Genomic DNA, 16,679 nt, shown 5'->3' with positions numbered 1-16,679 from the left:
CCCCACGATCCTGTTGCCTCTTCCACGCACACTAGCATTTCGCCATCTTTGTCACGTTTTCGACACATTGTGATTGAATTAGTGGGCTGATCTTATACACTCAAATGGAGTTTTACTCCTTTGTGTGTTTTTGTTTGGAGTAAAACCACATAAATATAAATGTGGCGTGAACCATCGGGTAGTGACAGATTATGTGATGATAAACAATCGGTTGCTATGGTTAGATCTGCCGCGAGGAAAACAGTTTCTGCCAGTGAACTTGGCTGGTGGTGGAGAGAGCGACGATATGAGCACTTCAGTAGGATCTCGTGGAGACAAGCCATTGCGTTGGTACAAGCAGCTAACCCCTGCGCAATGGAAGGCATTTATTGCCGCCTGGATCGGTTATGCCCTGGATGGTTTCGATTTTGTTCTTATTACTCTGGTTCTGACTGATATTAAGCAAGAATTTGGTCTGACACTGATTCAAGCCACCAGCTTGATCTCCGCAGCCTTTATTTCGCGCTGGTTCGGTGGTTTGGTACTGGGTGCCATGGGCGACCGTTATGGCCGCAAACTGGCGATGATCACCAGTATTGTGCTGTTCTCCTTCGGGACACTGGCCTGTGGTCTTGCGCCGGGCTACACCACGCTATTTATCGCCCGACTGATTATTGGTATCGGGATGGCGGGGGAGTATGGCTCCAGTTCCACCTATGTGATGGAGAGCTGGCCTAAGCATATGCGTAACAAAGCCAGTGGATTCCTGATTTCTGGCTTCTCTATCGGCGCAGTATTGGCGGCTCAAGCCTATAGCTACGTGGTTCCAGCATTTGGCTGGCGTATGCTGTTCTACATTGGATTACTGCCAATTATTTTTGCACTCTGGTTGCGTAAAAATCTGCCGGAAGCGGAAGATTGGGAAAAAGCCCAAAGCCAGCAACAGCACACTAAACAGACTAAAAACCGCAACATGGTGGATATTCTGTATCGCAGCAACCTGAGTTATCTGAATATTGGCCTAACTATCTTTGCCTCCGCCGCGCTCTACGCCTGCTTCACCGGTATGGTATCGACACCGTTAGTGGTAATTCTCGGTATTCTTTGTGCTGCAATATTCGTCTACTTTATGATTCAAACCAGCGGTGAACGCTGGCCGACCGGCGTGATGCTGATGGTGGTGGTGTTCTGCGCCTTCCTCTACTCATGGCCGATTCAGGCACTGCTGCCCACTTACCTGAAAATGGATCTGGGTTATGACCCGCACACGGTCGGCAATATCTTGTTCTTCAGTGGTTTTGGTGCGGCGGTGGGTTGCTGCGTGGGGGGCTTCTTGGGTGACTGGTTGGGTACCCGCAAAGCCTATGTGACCAGCTTGCTGATTTCGCAATTACTGATCATTCCCCTGTTTGCCATTCAGGGCAGCAGCATCCTGTTCCTTGGTGGTTTACTGTTTCTACAACAGATGTTGGGGCAGGGCATTGCCGGATTGCTGCCGAAACTGCTGGGCGGTTATTTCGATACCGAGCAACGTGCGGCGGGCTTGGGCTTTACCTACAACGTCGGCGCGCTGGGTGGGGCATTAGCACCGATTCTCGGGGCATCGATTGCTCAGCATTTGAGCCTCGGCACCGCGCTCGGTTCGCTCTCGTTCAGCCTGACATTTGTGGTGATTCTGCTGATTGGCTTTGATATGCCATCTCGTGTGCAGCGCTGGGTGCGCCCATCCGGTTTGCGCATGGTGGATGCTATCGATGGTAAGCCATTCAGTGGCGCTATTGGGCCAAGCAGTGCGAGTGTTGTGACTCAAAAATAAAATAAGTCATGCCGCTGACAAGCCCCGATGACTCGATCGGAAACGGTGAGGATAGTCGGAAGAGTAAAGCGTCCGCGCCAGGGATGGCGCGGCTCGAGCCTCCATGGATGGATTGACGGCGTCTTTACGATCCGCCTGTTCTCACCGCCGCTGGCACTTTGCCAATAACCTCAATAAGTCTGTTTTATTGCCCAGCGCAGGTCGGCTGGGCTTTTCATTATTAGAGGACCGGCAAATGGGGTGGCTGGCGACCTGCGGTGTGACTGGCTTAGAGCATTTGATACTTGAACATCACTAAACGGTATATAAAAGCGTTATAGGTATGCGCCTAGTTATAAATACACTGAACATATGAAGGGCACTGTTAACATTTATAACATGCCGGCCGAATGAACTCAGTGGATAAGGTGCAGAATGAAACAGGCTTCAGTGAAGACAAATGGATGGACCCGAGTCGCCTTATTAAGCGCGTTAATTTTCGGCAGCACAACCGCCTCTGCCACTGAGCTGCTCAACAGCTCTTATGATGTCTCCCGCGAGTTATTCACCGCATTGAATCCGGGCTTCCAGCAACAGTGGGAGCAACAAAATCCGGGCGACAAACTGACCATCAAACAGTCCCATGCTGGCTCCTCCAAGCAGGCACTGGCTATCTTGCAAGGCTTGAAAGCCGATGTGGTGACCTATAACCAAGTCACTGATGTCCAAATCCTGCATGATCGCGGCAATCTCATTCCGGCTGACTGGCAGGCCCGCTTGCCCAACAACAGCTCGCCATTCTACTCCACCATGGCCTTCTTGGTGCGCAAGGACAACCCAAAGAATATCCACAACTGGGATGATTTGGTGCGCGAAGATGTGAAGCTGGTGTTCCCAAATCCCAAAACCTCCGGCAATGGCCGCTACACCTATCTGGCAGCATGGGGCGCGACACAACAAGCCAATGGCAAAGATGAAGCAAAAACTCGCGACTGGATGAAGCGCTTCCTGAGCAATGTGGTGGTATTTGATACTGGCGGCCGGGGGGCGACCACCACTTTCGTCGAACGCGGTTTGGGTGATGTGCTGATCAGCTTCGAGTCTGAAGTGAATAATATCCGCAAAGAATATGGCAGTGACAAATATGAAGTCATTGTCCCGCCAGTCGATATTCTGGCGGAGTTCCCAGTGGCGTGGGTAGACAAAAATGTGGAGAAGAATGGCACTGAAAAAGCGGCCAAAGCTTACCTCAACTATCTCTACAGCCCGGCAGCACAGCAGGTCATCACCAGTTTCAACTACCGTGTTTACGATAAAAAAGCGATGGAAGCGGCCAAATCCCAATTCCCTGAAACCCAGCTGTTCCGCGTTGAAGAGCAATTCGGTAGCTGGCCACAAGTGATGAGTACCCATTTCGTGACGGGTGGCGTGTTGGATAAATTGTTAGCGGAAGGGCATCAGTAATGTTGTCGGCATCCAGTAAACGGGTTCTGCCCGGATTTACCCTCAGTCTGGGGAGCAGCCTGCTTTACACCTGCCTGATCTTATTATTACCGCTCAGCGCGTTAGTGATGCAGGTCGCACAGATGAGTTGGGCGCAGTACTGGGAGGTGATAACTAACCCTCAGGTGGTTGCCGCTTATAAAGTGACCTTACTGGCCGCCGGCGTGGCGAGTATTTTTAATGCGGTCTTTGGCATGTTGATGGCGTGGATTTTGACCCGCTATCAATTCCCCGGTCGCAGTTTGCTTGATGGCCTGATGGATTTACCGTTCGCCTTACCGACCGCCGTGGCTGGTTTGACACTGGCGACCCTGTTCTCCACCACCGGCTGGTATGGGGCTTGGTTAAACGAGTTTGGCATCAAAGTTTCCTTCACATGGTTAGGGATTGCCGTCGCGATGGCTTTTACCAGCTTGCCGTTTGTGGTGCGCACGGTGCAACCGGTGCTGGAAGAGTTGGGGCCGGAATACGAAGAGGCGGCTGAAACCCTAGGTGCCAGCCGCTGGCAGAGCTTCCGTCTGGTGGTGATGCCCGAACTGGCTCCGGCACTGCTGGCAGGGACGGCGTTATCCTTCACCCGCAGTTTGGGCGAGTTCGGTGCAGTTATCTTTATCGCTGGCAACATCGCGTGGAAAACCGAAGTCACCTCGCTGATGATCTTCATCCGCTTGCAAGAATTTGATTACCCGGCGGCCAGTGCGATTGCCTCGGTTATTCTGGCGGTATCACTGGTGTTGCTGTTCGGGATTAACACGTTACAAAGCCGCTTTGGTCGGCGGATAGGTGGGCACTGATGGCGGATATCACCGAGTTTAACGGCGTGGCCCGCCCTCCGATCAACTGGGGAAAATGGACCCTAATTGCTATCGGCGCACTGTTCTCATTCTTGCTGCTGGTAATCCCGATGGTGTGGATCTTCATCACCGCCTTCTCGAAAGGGATGGCGGTGGTGGGGCAGAATTTACTCGACCCAGATATGTTGCACGCCATTTGGCTCACCGTGCTGGTGGCGCTGATTACCGTGCCGGTGAATCTGGTGTTTGGTGTGGTATTGGCTTGGTTGGTGACACGGTTTGTCTTCCCCGGCCGCCAGTTATTGATGACGCTGATTGATATCCCGTTTGCGGTTTCGCCGGTGGTGGCGGGCCTGATGTACCTGCTGTTTTACGGCTCGAACGGGGTAGTCGGCGGCTGGTTGGATTCGCATGATATCCAACTGATGTTCTCTTGGCCCGGCATGGTGCTGGTGACCATCTTCGTCACCTGCCCATTTGTGGTGCGTGAACTGGTGCCGGTGATGATGAGTCAAGGCAGTCAGGAAGATGAAGCCGCTGTGCTGCTCGGTGCCTCCGGCTGGCAAATGTTCCGCCGCGTCACCTTGCCCAACATTCGCTGGGCGCTGCTGTATGGCGTGGTGTTGACCAATGCCCGCGCCATTGGCGAGTTTGGGGCGGTCTCCGTGGTATCTGGTTCTATTCGTGGCGAGACCTACACCTTGCCGCTGCAAGTTGAGCTGTTGCATCAGGATTACAATACTGCCGGGGCCTTTACCGCCGCCGCATTATTGACCCTGATGGCAATAGTGACCCTTTTTCTGAAAAGCGGCCTGCAATGGCGCTTAGCGCGTCAGGTTGTTCGTCTCGAACAGGAGCAAAAGCATGAGCATTGAGATTGATAATATCAGCAAGTATTTTGGTCGCACCAAGGTACTGAACAACATCCAGCTTGATATTCCTTCTGGCCAGATGGTGGCGCTGCTCGGCCCGTCCGGTTCGGGGAAAACCACCTTGCTGCGCATTATCGCTGGATTGGAAAACCAAAACGCCGGGCGGCTAAGTTTCCACGGCACTGATGTCAGCCGCCTCCATGCCCGTGATCGGCGCGTGGGTTTTGTGTTCCAGCATTACGCGTTATTCCGCCATATGACGGTGTTCGATAACATCGCTTTTGGTCTGACGGTGTTACCGCGCCGTGAGCGCCCCAATGCGGCAGCCATCAAACAGAAAGTGGCGCAGTTACTGGAGATGGTACAATTAGGCCATCTGGCGAGTCGCTATCCATCACAGCTCTCCGGCGGCCAGAAACAGCGTGTTGCTTTAGCACGGGCGCTGGCGGTGGAACCACAAATTCTGTTGCTGGATGAACCTTTCGGCGCGCTGGATGCGCAGGTGCGTAAAGAGCTGCGCCGCTGGTTGCGCCAGTTGCATGAAGAGTTGAAATTCACCAGCGTCTTCGTCACCCACGATCAAGAAGAGGCGATGGAAGTGGCGGATCGCGTGGTGGTGATGAGTCAGGGTAATATCGAGCAAGTTGGTACGCCAGATGAAGTGTGGCGCGACCCAGCCACCCGTTTTGTGCTGGAATTCTTGGGGGAAGTGAATCGCTTGAGCGGAGAGATCCGAGGTTCGCAGCTCTATATTGGCGCGCATCACTGGCCGCTGGACTTGGCCCCAATGCATCAGGGCAGTGTGGATCTGTTCCTGCGCCCATGGGAGATGGAGGTCAGCACTCAATCGAGTGATCGCTGCCCACTGCCGGTGCAGGTGCTGGAAGTTAGCCCGCGTGGTCATTTCTGGCAATTGACCGTGCAACCTATTGGTTGGCATCAAGATCCTATCAGTGTCGTGCTGCCGGAAGGCAATATCGACGCCCCAGTGCGCGGTAATCGCTATTACGTGGGTGGATTGAATGCTCGCTTGTATTCTGGCGATCAATTATTGCAACCCATTGCTTTAGCCCAAAGCGCCTGATAAGTTTTTCTGCCTATGGCAAACAGAGGCGGCCTAACAGCCGCCTTTTTCTTTTATTAAAATCAATTCTAGCTAGGAATTTAGAGTGATGACCCTTGAACAATGCATCGGCAACACCCCACTGGTAAAACTGCAACGATTAAGCCAAGGGCTGAACGCGGAGATTTGGGTCAAACTGGAGGGCAATAATCCAGCGGGGTCGGTCAAAGATCGCGCGGCCCTCGCCATGATCCAGCAGGCCGAGTTGCGCGGGGAAATTGTGCCGGGTGATGTGTTGATCGAGGCCACCAGCGGCAATACCGGGATTGCACTGGCGATGATTGCGGCTCTGAAAGGGTATCGGCTGAAATTATTGATGCCGGAAAACATGAGCCAAGAACGTCAGGCGGCGATGCGCGCTTATGGGGCTGAGTTGATTCTGGTTAGCCGCGAGCAGGGCATGGAAGGCGCGCGTGATCAGGCGTTGATGATGCAGGCCGAGGGGCAGGGCAAGGTGCTGGATCAGTTTAATAATGCCGATAATCCTTACGCCCATTTTACCAGCACTGGGCCAGAAATCTGGCAGCAGACGGCGGGTAAAGTGAGCCATTTTGTCTCTAGCATGGGCACCACTGGCACTATTACCGGTGTCAGCCAGTATCTGAAAAGCCAGAATCCGCAAGTGACCATTATCGGCCTGCAACCGGCGGAGGGCAGTAGTATTCCCGGTATTCGCCGTTGGTCGCCTGAATATATGCCGGGGATTTTTCGCCCTGAATTAGTGGATCAAGTTTTGGATATCGCCCAGATCTCAGCCGAACAGACCATGCGCCGACTTGCGACGGAAGAGGGGATTTTCTGTGGCGTTAGCTCTGGTGGTGCGGTCGCCGGAGCATTGCGAGTCGCGGCCGAAAACCCAGGAGCGGTGATTGTGGCGATTATTTGTGATCGTGGAGATAGGTATTTATCGACTGGGGTGTTTGAGTAACAGCGTTATTCTGACCATTGCATGTTCCCCAATCTGATCGCGCGATCAGGTTGGGGAACATGATTTCTCTGCTTAATTCTCTTCTCCAATGCTTCAATGCCTGCCTACAATATCAACACCAATTGTTTCAATATTTATAACTTTAATGTACCGCTGGCTACCCAATTTGATTAACTATGGGTAAGTCATATTTATGTCTTTAGCATCTGAGCATGAATAGCCACCGGATCTGACGATATGACTTATTTACATCACATATTTTGCAGAAATAATATTAGGAAAATTCGTACATTACACTTCATTCATTCCCAGAGGGTTGTAAATAGAAAATATTTACTATCATGACTTTTAAGGTTATTGTAATTTACACTTGAGAAAATTCTTACAAATAAAATCGGCAGTTTAATTTTATCAATCTTTGGCTGTTACATTTGGTAACATTTATTCAATTGGTGTTAGTGGACCATTGTTTCTATACTGCCTCGGCTCATGATTTCCATACTCTATCTATTGGAAAGATATGTGTTTTTTTGTTTTCCACTATTTATCTTCTATCGCCAGAATAAGATGCAAAGTTGTCAGCTTTATTAATGATAACGAGATGAAGGTATAATTATTGACCCATTTTAGCCGAAAGTATCGCAGTTGAAAGAATAAGAGTTAAACGTATTGTAGCTGCAATGTTATAGCCGCAGTTTTATAGATTCATCCCTTCATTTAGCGTTTTGCTGACAAAAATGTCTCTATTTTATGGGTTAGGTTTTAGCTCACCCACAGGGTTAACTCTTTGCTGTGACATGTGTGATTGAACATGATACAAGGTTCGGCGAACCTAATTTACGTCTGTTGGGAAAAGGTCGCTTTATTATCAGATTTTTCTGTTGATGACTGCATTAAACGTGATGGGGAAATACCCGCGCAAATAACAAATGATGAAATCCATGTTTATTGAAAAAGTAAAGTCGGCTTGGCCAGGTGATGCGCTGAAGCGTGTGCGACTATCACACTTGAATCTGTCCAAGATACAGCGCCATTTAGGCAAGATTATAATCCTGATACCGATGCTGTTGCTGGCTCTCTACCTGCTGATTTTTAGCCAGCCACGCTACCTCAGTGAATCTAAAGTCGCCATCAAACAGTCCAGCGATATCAATGGCAGTAACCTGAACGTGGGTTTGCTGTTAGGCACTGGCAACCCCAGTTCCGCCGAGGATGCCCTCTATTTGAAGGAGTATATTAGCTCTCCTGATATGTTGGGTGTTCTCGATAAGCAGCTTAATTTTCGTCAAGCTTTCGGCCAGAGCGGTTGGGATTTCTTCTATCATCTCTCTGAGGGGGCCACCCGCGAACAATTTCTCAATTATTACCGTGACCGTATTTCTGTGGTTTATGACGATAAAACGGGGCTGCTCACTCTTGGGACACAAGGATTCTCACCTGAATTTGCCGAAGCATTTAATCAGGCGGTATTGAAAGAGTCCGAAAAGTTTATCAATGAGATCTCGCACCGCATTGCCCGCGAGCAGTTGCAGTTTGCCGAAGATGAAATGCAAGCCGCGCGTGTGCGTTTGAATCGCAGTAAAACCGAGCTACTTACTTATCAGAACAGCAATAATGTGCTTGATCCCGAAGCTCAGGCTTTAGCCGCGACCTCGTTGGTCAACACCTTGGTGAGCCAACGGATTCAGATGGAAGCGGAGCTGCGTAATCTGCTGACGTATCTTCGTGACGATGCTCCTCAGGTCATCAGTGCGCAGAATGCCCTTAAATCGCTCTCCACTCAGATTGATAATGAAAAAAACAAAATCACCGCGCCTGATGGTCACAAGCTGAACCGCATGGCGGTGGATTTTGAAGAGATTAAAGCCAAGGTGCAGTTTGATGGCGAAATCTACAAATTGACCCTGACATCGATTGAGAAAACCCGCGTCGATGCGGCAAGAAAACTGAAAGTATTGTCAGTCATCAGCTCACCGCAGTTACCTGAAGAGTCTGCATTCCCCAATCGCCTGTATCTGCTCATTAGCTGGTTACTGGTTTGCTGCTTACTCTTTGGCACCGTCAAGTTATTGCTGGCGGTAATTGATGATCATAAAGACTGACGCTGTATTAACGCGATTCTTAGCTTGTCGGGATAAAACCGCAGGCAGTCACTCAGAGCATGCTATGAAATTATTGAAATCTGTTCTTCTGATTATTGCCCTACAGGCAACATCAGCTCAGGCAGTGGATCTGAATGCCGATCCGAACATGACGGGGGCGGCACCTTTGCCGTCGATAATCTCCGGTCAAACTCAGAAAGCCTATAACGACGGCCAGTTTTACGATCCCCCACAGGCCGCGATGCCGATGGTGATGAGCCGCATGTTTGGTGCGCAGCTCTTTACTTCCGTGTCTGCGGCGGACAGCGGCTCCAGTATTGGTTTTAATCCCAACTACGTCGTCAGCTTGGGTGATCAGATCCAAGTGCGGTTGTGGGGGGCGTTCAATTTTGAAGGCGCGCTGAGTGTGGACCCGAAAGGCAATATCTTCCTGCCGAATGTCGGCCCGCTGAAAGTGGTTGGCATCCCGAATAGTCAGATAAATAGCGTGGTGACGAACAAGGTCAAACAGGTCTATCAGTCCAACGTGAATGTCTATGCATCACTCTTACAGGCTCAGCCGGTCAAAGTTTTTGTCACTGGCTATGTCAACAACCCCGGTCTGTATGGCGGTGTTGCCTCGGACTCATTGCTCTCCTACCTCAGCAAAGCGGGGGGGGTTGATACCCAGAGCGGCAGTTATGTGGATATCAGCATCAAACGCGGTAAAAGTGTGCGTTCGCAGGTCAATCTGTACGACTTTTTACTCAATGGCAATCTGGGGTTATCACAGTTTTCTGACGGCGACACTATCGTGGTCGGGCCGCGTCAGCACACCTTCAGTGTGGAAGGCGAAGTGTTCAACAGCTATGACTTTGAATTCCGCAACAGCACGATCCCGGTGACCGAAGCATTGAGTTGGGCGCGCCCTAAACCGGGTGCGACCCATATGACCATTATCCGTCAGCAGGGCACCATCAAGCGCAGTGAATACTATCCGCTCAGCTCTGCGCCAGGCCGCTCATTGCAGGATGGCGACAAACTTATTATCAGCACTGATCGTTATTCCGGAACCATTCAGGTGAGAATTGAAGGCGCACACTCCGGCGAACATGCCATGGTGTTGCCATATGGTGCGACGATGCGTCAGGTACTGTCGAAAATTCGCCCAAACAGCATGTCACAGATGGACTCTATCCAGCTCTACCGCCGCTCGGTTGCACTGCGCCAGAAAGAGATGCTTGATCTGTCGCTGCAAAAACTGGAAGAAGCCTCTTTATCCGCTCAATCTTCCACCTCAGAAGAGGCCCGTCTGCGGATGCAGGAAGCACAACTTATCAGCCGTTTCGTCTCCAAAGCCCGCAATGTGGTGCCAAAGGGGGAAGTGGTGCTCAGCGAAAGCAATCTTGATCAGGTGATTCTGGAGGACAGCGACGTCATTAAGATCCCAGAGAAAACCTCGCTGGTGATGATCCACGGCGAAGTGATGTTCCCCAATGCAGTGAGCTGGCAGAAAGGGCTGAGTCCGGATGACTACATCGCCAAGGTGGGCGGCTACACGCAAAAAGCCAGCAACACCAAAGTCATTTTGATTAAGCAAAGCGGCGAAGCGCTGAATGCTGAAGATGTCAAAACACTGGAACCGGGCGACGAACTGATGGTATTGCCGAAGTTTGAATCGAAGAATATCGAAGTCACCCGTGGCATCTCGACCATTCTTTACCAGTTGGCCGTGGCCGCGAAAGTGGTGCTAACACTCTGATGATAGGCATCTTTTCGGCAGGCATCTATCGCATCGATCATCTGGAAAACTTTCTGGCTGAGCCTTGCTGCAAGCTCTCATCGCTGCGCCCCATTCCGCCGCAGATAAGCTCGGTGGCGGTGTGGGGCTATCGCCCGACCGCAGATAAGGCGGCGGCGCAAGCGGGCGCTGCCAATCTGCCGGTGATTCGCCTCGAAGATGGTTTTATCCGTTCACTGGGGTTGGGTGTCACGGGCTGCCCGCCGCTGTCGATGGTGGTGGATACGCAGGGGATCTATTACGACGCCAATCGGGCTAGTTCGCTGGAAACACTGATTCAGGATCGAGTCGGTAATCAGCCCTTTTATGCCGATGCACAAAGGGCAATGCAGCTGATTGTCGAGGCGGATCTGTCGAAATATAACCTTGCACCGCCATTCAGTGGTGAGCCGCCGCAGGGCGATGCAGTGCTGGTCGTCGACCAAACCTTCGGTGATATGGCGGTCAAGTACGGGAATGTGGGGGCCGCTGATTTTGAGGCCATGCTAAATGCCGCGCTGGAGGAGAATCCGCAGGCAGAAATTTGGCTGAAAATTCACCCGGATGTATTACAGGGCAAGAAATCGGGCTACTTCGAGGTCATACCGAAAGATCCGCGTATCAAGTTACTGGCAGAGAATGTAAGCCCACAGTCGCTATTGCGCCATGTCAGCCGCGTCTATGTCGTGACCTCACAGTATGGCTTTGAAGCGCTACTGGCTGGAAAAACCGTCCGTGTATTTGGTCAACCTTGGTATGCCGGTTGGGGATTGACCGACGATCGCCACCCACAGGCCAGCGCACTATCGGCGCGGCGCGGGCAGGCAAGTTTGCAGGATCTCTTCAGCGCGGCTTACTTCCGCTACAGCCGCTATATCGACCCTTGTAGTGGGCAGCCAGCCACCTTATTTGATGTGATCAATGGCCTGCTGATGCAAAAGAATCATCAGCGACAACGCGAGGGGCGATTATGGGCGCCGGGATTAACGCTTTGGAAACGCAGCATTTTCCAACTATTTTTAAGAACATCGCTGAACAGCGTCACTTTCAGAGAAAGTAAAAAGCTGAACACGGCGTGTGTGGTCTGGGGGCATAAAGGAGAACAGCGGTGGCAAGAGAAGGCACAGTCACAAACACTGCCGGTGTGGCGGATGGAGGATGGCTTTTTGCGTTCATCGGGGCTGGGGTCTGACCTGCATCCCCCGTTGTCGTTGGTACTGGATAAAAGTGGCATTTACTACGATGCCACTCGGCCAAGTGACCTTGAAACTTTGCTCAGTCATAGTCAGTTAACCGTGCTACAGGCCGCGCGGGCGGCCACATTTCGCCAGCGGCTGGTGAGCAGCAAAGTGAGTAAATACAACATTGGCGCAGCATTTAGTGTGCCGCAGGCTGCGCAGGGGAGACGCATCCTGCTGGTGCCCGGCCAAGTAGAGGACGACGCCTCAATCCTCACCGGCACCGTCACTATTCGTACTAACAGCGAGCTGCTAAAAACCGTGCGCCAGCGGAACCCAGACGCATTCATTATTTATAAGCCGCACCCCGATGTGCTGGTGGGTAATCGCCAAGGGCATATTCCCGCCGCTGATATTGCACGTTGGGCAGATATTCAGGCGCTGGATGCCGATATCATCCAGTGCATTCAGGCGGCGGATGAGTTGCATACATTGACGTCTCTATCCGGATTTGAAGCGCTGCTGCATGGCAAGCGGGTATTTTGTTACGGCATCCCGTTTTACGCCGGATGGGGGCTGACTCAGGATGAACATCGCTCGCCCCGCCGAAACCGCACCTTGACGCTGGATGATTTGGTGTATCAAGCATTAATCGCTTATCCGACTTATGTCGATCCGCTACGGCGTGAAGCTATCACCGCTGAACGGGCGTTAGACATCTTGGCCGCTCAGCCTCGGGCCAATATGCAATTGACCAAAAAGAAGGCGGGCAGGATTATCCGCCACTATAGAAAGTTGATCATGTTAACGAAAGTCACAATAAATCTATAAATCAGTCTGTTAAATCATAATGGTAACCTGTTTATGCTTACAAGTAGTCGCGCGCTGACCAAACTTATCTCCGGGAAGAGATACCTGCTATTACAAGGCCCGATGGGGCCTTTCTTCAGTGATACTGCTGAGTGGCTCGAATCCATGGGATGTGAGGCGGTGAACGTAGTATTTAACGGCGGCGACAAGTTTTACTGCCGTAAGCGCGACTATTTGCTGTTTAAGCAGACACCCAAAGAGCTGCCGACTTGGCTTAAAGAGACGTGGCAAACTTACCCCTTCGACACTATTTTGTGCTTTGGCGATTGTCGCCCGTTACATCAGGCGGCAAAGCAATGGGCGCAAGCCAAAGGGGTGCGTTTTCTGGCGTTCGAAGAGGGCTATTTACGGCCCCATTTTATTACCCTCGAAGAGGGGGGCGTGAATGCGTTCTCCTCACTGCCTCGTAATCCTGATTTCTACCGCAAGTTACCGGACGTCAAGCCGCCAATCGCCAAAAAACTGGCATCATGCTTTACTCTGCGTGTGCGGCACGCCATGACCTATTACCTTGCTGGCTGGTTTTATCGCAATGAGTTTCAGCAATACCGGCACCATAAATCTTTCTCGCCACTGTACGAAGCGCGCTGTTGGGCGCGTGCCGCAGTGCGAAAACAAGGGTATCGATTCCTGCAACGAAAGGTGTTGTCCCAACTTCAGGGTGAGCTGGATCAGCGCTACCATCTGGCGATTTTGCAAGTTTATAACGACAGCCAGATTCGTAATCACAGTCCCTATAATGATGTGCGTGATTATATCAATGAAGTCATGTATTCATTCTCAAAAAAAGCTTGTAGCAACCAGTGGCTGGTGATCAAACACCATCCAATGGACAGAGGGCATCGCCTCTACGGGCCGTTAATTCGTCAGTTGGGCAAGCAGTATGGCATCAGTGATCGCGTAAAATATGTGCACGATCTGCCGATGCCAGAACTATTGACTCATGCCAAAGCGGTGATCACCATTAACAGCACCGCCGGATTATCAGCACTGATCCACAATAAACCTTTGATTGTCATGGGTAACGCCATGTATGACATGAAAGGGCTGACCTTTCAGGGGCATCTCAACCAATTCTGGCAGTCAGATTTCCAGCCAGATATGAAGCTATTCAAAAAGTATCGGCTGCATATGTTGAAGAACACCCAGATTAATGCGGTTTATTATGGTGATAATCAGGTTGAACCGATACCGACGGCAGGGAAAGAGTATGAAGGTGAGTATTTTAAGGTATCGGGTTAATTGGGGGAAAGTTACGTAATGCTAAAAAAAACTAGATATTTTCCCATTCCGCTTTCTCGGGGAGTCGTAAGTCGAAGAATTTTTGTGTTTGTTTTTTGTATATATCATCCTGAGCACTGCCATTACCGTCATTAAAACATAATAGTTTATATTTGAATGTATCTTTAGACATCAATGTATTGATATTCCTCGGCCTAACAATGATAGAGGGGGTATCACTTTGAATGGAAAGTCCATTTACAAGAGAATAATGGTGATAGAGGAATGATGTGAGATTAATATCATACTCAGATCGCCTTTTGGAATTTCTAGTTTTGTTTATTTCTGGGAAGAATGTATTTTCTATTTTTTTGAGGGTTGAGCGATTCAAAGAAAATGGTACATGCTTATGTAACCTTCTTGCTACATAATGTGGATAAACAGATCTAAGTAATTCTTGAGAGTTTTTAGCTGCTACTAAATAATCTGGTGTTAGATCATTTTTCTCTATTGAATCCACCATTCCATAAGGCTCAAAATATGAAATAGAACGACCAGATTCATCGAAAAAGTCTGAAGGTAAACATGGCTGTCCAAGGATAACATCATCATTGAAATAGATAAATTTTTCAGATAAGCCCGGTATGTGATGCAAACAAGTTTCAATGGAGTGAGAGCTAAATGTTGGGAGACTGTTTTTATCTGGGAATATATCTTCGTGCGATACCCATATGATTTTATCATTGTTGTTGAGCCATTTAGGCTTTTTACAATTAGTCACGACGTAAATTTTATTTAACCACGGTGCATATTTGTTTAGTGATCTTAATGAGTATTTAAGCTCGTTATTATCAGTATATCTATCTGGATCAAAAGGCTCTTCAGGGAATTCGGATTGCCAATAGTTCTGCCAATCTAAATCTTGATGGTTTACCCAAGTGTAAACAGCATCAATTTTAGGTACATTAGAATCAGCCTCATTCCCACTAAAAATATCATGTATATTAGTAAGATTGAAACGCCTAATTAAAGCTTGGCTAGATCTAACCGTCGCTACACCTAAGGCATCAAGGTCAAAAAGATAAATATGAAGAACATCAAGCTGTCCTATTGAATTACTGGTTTCCACAACAAAATCTGGTGCTCCATTGAGGTTTTTAGTTATTCCTCGTATGTCAAATTTCTCACCTGATTTTGATGTTACATTATATTTACCATTTGATGTGTAAATGGTAATACTCATAGACATTGCTTCTTTTAAGCCGCCTAAGAAGCCGACAATTCCATTTAGATAACCACTCCAAATGAGCAAGCTATTCGGATCTGAGCCATCTTTAGGTCCAGAAGCAGCATTAAGATATTTACGTATATAATTATTTAAGCCAACTCGGTTTATTTCTATTATATCTACAGCAGGAAAAATTGCATGCTGTGTAGTTGCAGTGATTATTTTTGTTTCCTGTGGTGCATCTTTGTATACTCTTTTTCGGAACATATCATAAAAGAATAAATTTGGATTGCGGAATAGTTTTATTATTTTTCTTGATTCAAGTCGTTTAGCCATTTAATAAAAACCTTAAGCGTCTTTTAAAAGTATCAAATCTGTCAATATGTCCAGGTTTATTATCGAATAAGATAGAGTAATCTTGGATACACTGCCCCTTCGTAACACAAATACTGACAAAGTTGGTTAAGAGAGTAGGATCTTTGCTGATTTTATCTCCTATTAAATGTGTGTGCTGAGCAGCAAAAACATTGAAGTTTATTGGGCGTGCTGCATAATATTTACTGCCTTTAGGTTTATCATGATAAATATGAAAGACCATATCTTTTTCAAGTAATGTTTCTAAGCAGAGTTCACCTAAATAGCGACGAAACCCCTCAGCAAATAGAGGTGAACGAGCAGTTTTATCAACCATGAAATCTGTGGTAGGTACTATTTTATTATAATAGTCTGATAATCTTACTAGAAAATCAAAGTCTTCGTATCCATGACCATTATAGTTAATATTGAAACCACCCAGACTTTCGTAATCACTACTTTTCATGACAGTCACTGAAGAGGGGCTAGCCAAATGTAGAAACTCTTTTCTAGAGAACGAGTAAAACCTATCGATAAGTTCTGATGTTGATAATTTTTGTGTTGTTAACTTTTTTGAACCGTATTTCGTGAGATACAAACAAGGCAGTATATAAAATGGCTGAAAGCCATTGTGAATTTTTTTACTATATTTTTTTAGCTGTTTGAAGTCAGGCCAAATATCAATGTCTAACAAGACAAGATGTTCACTAGTTACTTTTCTGAATGCTTTATTCCGAAGTAGCGATGTATTGACACCGGATTTGTAATAATTTTCAGAAGCAATATTAGCAGATTTATATTTCGCGATGGACTTTAAGAACATCTTATCGTAAATAGTATTACGATTATTATGCCCAAAAATGATCTGCACTTTAGCCAGTTCTGCTGCGTGAGCCATATTGATCGCTTTTTTGACAATGTCCAATGCCCTTTGGCTAAGATCCACTGGCACAATTGCAGTTAACATACATTC

General features: G+C 48.7%; 12 protein-coding genes and 1 pseudogene. 11 read left to right on the top strand and 2 right to left on the bottom strand.

Annotated elements, in window-relative coordinates; genetic code table 11:
* The first annotated feature begins 286 nt into the window (after positions 1-286).
* From HRD69_RS19250 to HRD69_RS19205, 11 genes and pseudogenes are all read left to right on the top strand, one after another.
* Positions 287-1,795, top strand: a complete 1,509-nt coding sequence (locus HRD69_RS19250; RefSeq protein ID WP_032815511.1) for an MFS transporter — start codon at positions 287-289, stop codon at positions 1,793-1,795.
* Positions 1,796-1,898: 103 nt separating this feature from the next.
* Positions 1,899-1,973: pseudogene (locus tag HRD69_RS20795) on the top strand (gluconate 5-dehydrogenase); the annotation flags it as partial.
* A 236-nt stretch (positions 1,974-2,209) separates the two neighbouring features.
* On the top strand, positions 2,210-3,238 hold the full coding sequence (locus HRD69_RS19245; RefSeq protein ID WP_004877157.1) for a sulfate ABC transporter substrate-binding protein: 1,029 nt from the start codon (positions 2,210-2,212) through the stop codon (positions 3,236-3,238).
* The gene (cysT, locus tag HRD69_RS19240; protein ID WP_032815365.1) at positions 3,238-4,071 is read left to right on the top strand and encodes a sulfate/thiosulfate ABC transporter permease CysT; all 834 of its coding nucleotides are present in this window, start codon (positions 3,238-3,240) and stop codon (positions 4,069-4,071) included. The genes HRD69_RS19245 and cysT overlap by 1 nt, the downstream gene beginning before the upstream one ends.
* A complete protein-coding gene (cysW, locus tag HRD69_RS19235; protein ID WP_004877158.1) occupies positions 4,071-4,946 on the top strand; it encodes a sulfate/thiosulfate ABC transporter permease CysW in 876 nt (291 codons plus the stop codon). Before cysT ends, cysW begins: the two co-directional genes overlap by 1 nt.
* On the top strand, positions 4,936-6,027 hold the full coding sequence (gene cysA, locus HRD69_RS19230) for a sulfate/thiosulfate ABC transporter ATP-binding protein CysA (RefSeq protein ID WP_032815366.1): 1,092 nt from the start codon (positions 4,936-4,938) through the stop codon (positions 6,025-6,027). Before cysW ends, cysA begins: the two co-directional genes overlap by 11 nt.
* An 85-nt stretch (positions 6,028-6,112) precedes the next feature.
* A complete protein-coding gene (gene cysM, locus HRD69_RS19225) occupies positions 6,113-6,994 on the top strand; it encodes a cysteine synthase CysM (protein WP_032815367.1) in 882 nt (293 codons plus the stop codon).
* Between the two features lie 941 nt (positions 6,995-7,935).
* On the top strand, positions 7,936-9,096 hold the full coding sequence (locus HRD69_RS19220; RefSeq protein WP_244263005.1) for a capsule biosynthesis protein: 1,161 nt from the start codon (positions 7,936-7,938) through the stop codon (positions 9,094-9,096).
* A gap of 64 nt (positions 9,097-9,160) precedes the next feature.
* Complete coding sequence (locus HRD69_RS19215; RefSeq protein WP_032815369.1) at positions 9,161-10,837, top strand: polysaccharide biosynthesis/export family protein; 1,677 nt, start codon at positions 9,161-9,163, stop codon at positions 10,835-10,837.
* Positions 10,837-12,864, top strand: a complete 2,028-nt coding sequence (locus HRD69_RS19210; RefSeq protein WP_004877167.1) for a capsular polysaccharide biosynthesis protein — start codon at positions 10,837-10,839, stop codon at positions 12,862-12,864. Before HRD69_RS19215 ends, HRD69_RS19210 begins: the two co-directional genes overlap by 1 nt.
* Positions 12,865-12,897: 33 nt before the next feature.
* Positions 12,898-14,145, top strand: a complete 1,248-nt coding sequence (locus HRD69_RS19205; RefSeq protein WP_032815370.1) for a capsule biosynthesis protein — start codon at positions 12,898-12,900, stop codon at positions 14,143-14,145.
* Between the two features lie 31 nt (positions 14,146-14,176).
* Here the strand turns inward: HRD69_RS19205 and HRD69_RS19200 are convergent, their stop codons facing one another.
* Both HRD69_RS19200 and HRD69_RS19195 read right to left on the bottom strand, forming a co-directional pair.
* Positions 14,177-15,688: a stealth conserved region 3 domain-containing protein gene (locus tag HRD69_RS19200; RefSeq protein ID WP_032815371.1), complete on the bottom strand. Its 1,512-nt coding sequence runs from the start codon at positions 15,686-15,688 to the stop codon at positions 14,177-14,179.
* A complete protein-coding gene (locus HRD69_RS19195; RefSeq protein WP_004877173.1) occupies positions 15,681-16,673 on the bottom strand; it encodes a galactosyltransferase-related protein in 993 nt (330 codons plus the stop codon). Before HRD69_RS19195 ends, HRD69_RS19200 begins: the two co-directional genes overlap by 8 nt.
* Between the last annotated feature and the right edge of the window lie 6 nt (positions 16,674-16,679).

The sequence above is a fragment of the Yersinia mollaretii ATCC 43969 genome, from assembly GCF_013282725.1.
GTDB classification, from domain to species: domain Bacteria; phylum Pseudomonadota; class Gammaproteobacteria; order Enterobacterales; family Enterobacteriaceae; genus Yersinia; species Yersinia mollaretii.
This window is presented reverse-complemented; position numbering and strand designations above follow the sequence as displayed.

Coding starts and splice junctions, on each gene's coding strand:
- HRD69_RS19215 (WP_032815369.1), top strand. CDS start 9,161: ATGAAATTATTGAAATCTGTTCTTCTGATTATTGCCCTACAGGCAACA.
- HRD69_RS19250 (WP_032815511.1), top strand. CDS start 287: ATGAGCACTTCAGTAGGATCTCGTGGAGACAAGCCATTGCGTTGGTAC.
- HRD69_RS19205 (WP_032815370.1), top strand. CDS start 12,898: ATGCTTACAAGTAGTCGCGCGCTGACCAAACTTATCTCCGGGAAGAGA.
- cysW (WP_004877158.1), top strand. CDS start 4,071: ATGGCGGATATCACCGAGTTTAACGGCGTGGCCCGCCCTCCGATCAAC.
- HRD69_RS19200 (WP_032815371.1), bottom strand. CDS start 15,688: ATGGCTAAACGACTTGAATCAAGAAAAATAATAAAACTATTCCGCAAT.
- cysA (WP_032815366.1), top strand. CDS start 4,936: ATGAGCATTGAGATTGATAATATCAGCAAGTATTTTGGTCGCACCAAG.
- cysT (WP_032815365.1), top strand. CDS start 3,238: ATGTTGTCGGCATCCAGTAAACGGGTTCTGCCCGGATTTACCCTCAGT.
- HRD69_RS19220 (WP_244263005.1), top strand. CDS start 7,936: ATGTTTATTGAAAAAGTAAAGTCGGCTTGGCCAGGTGATGCGCTGAAG.
- HRD69_RS19210 (WP_004877167.1), top strand. CDS start 10,837: ATGATAGGCATCTTTTCGGCAGGCATCTATCGCATCGATCATCTGGAA.
- HRD69_RS19195 (WP_004877173.1), bottom strand. CDS start 16,673: ATGTTAACTGCAATTGTGCCAGTGGATCTTAGCCAAAGGGCATTGGAC.
- HRD69_RS19245 (WP_004877157.1), top strand. CDS start 2,210: ATGAAACAGGCTTCAGTGAAGACAAATGGATGGACCCGAGTCGCCTTA.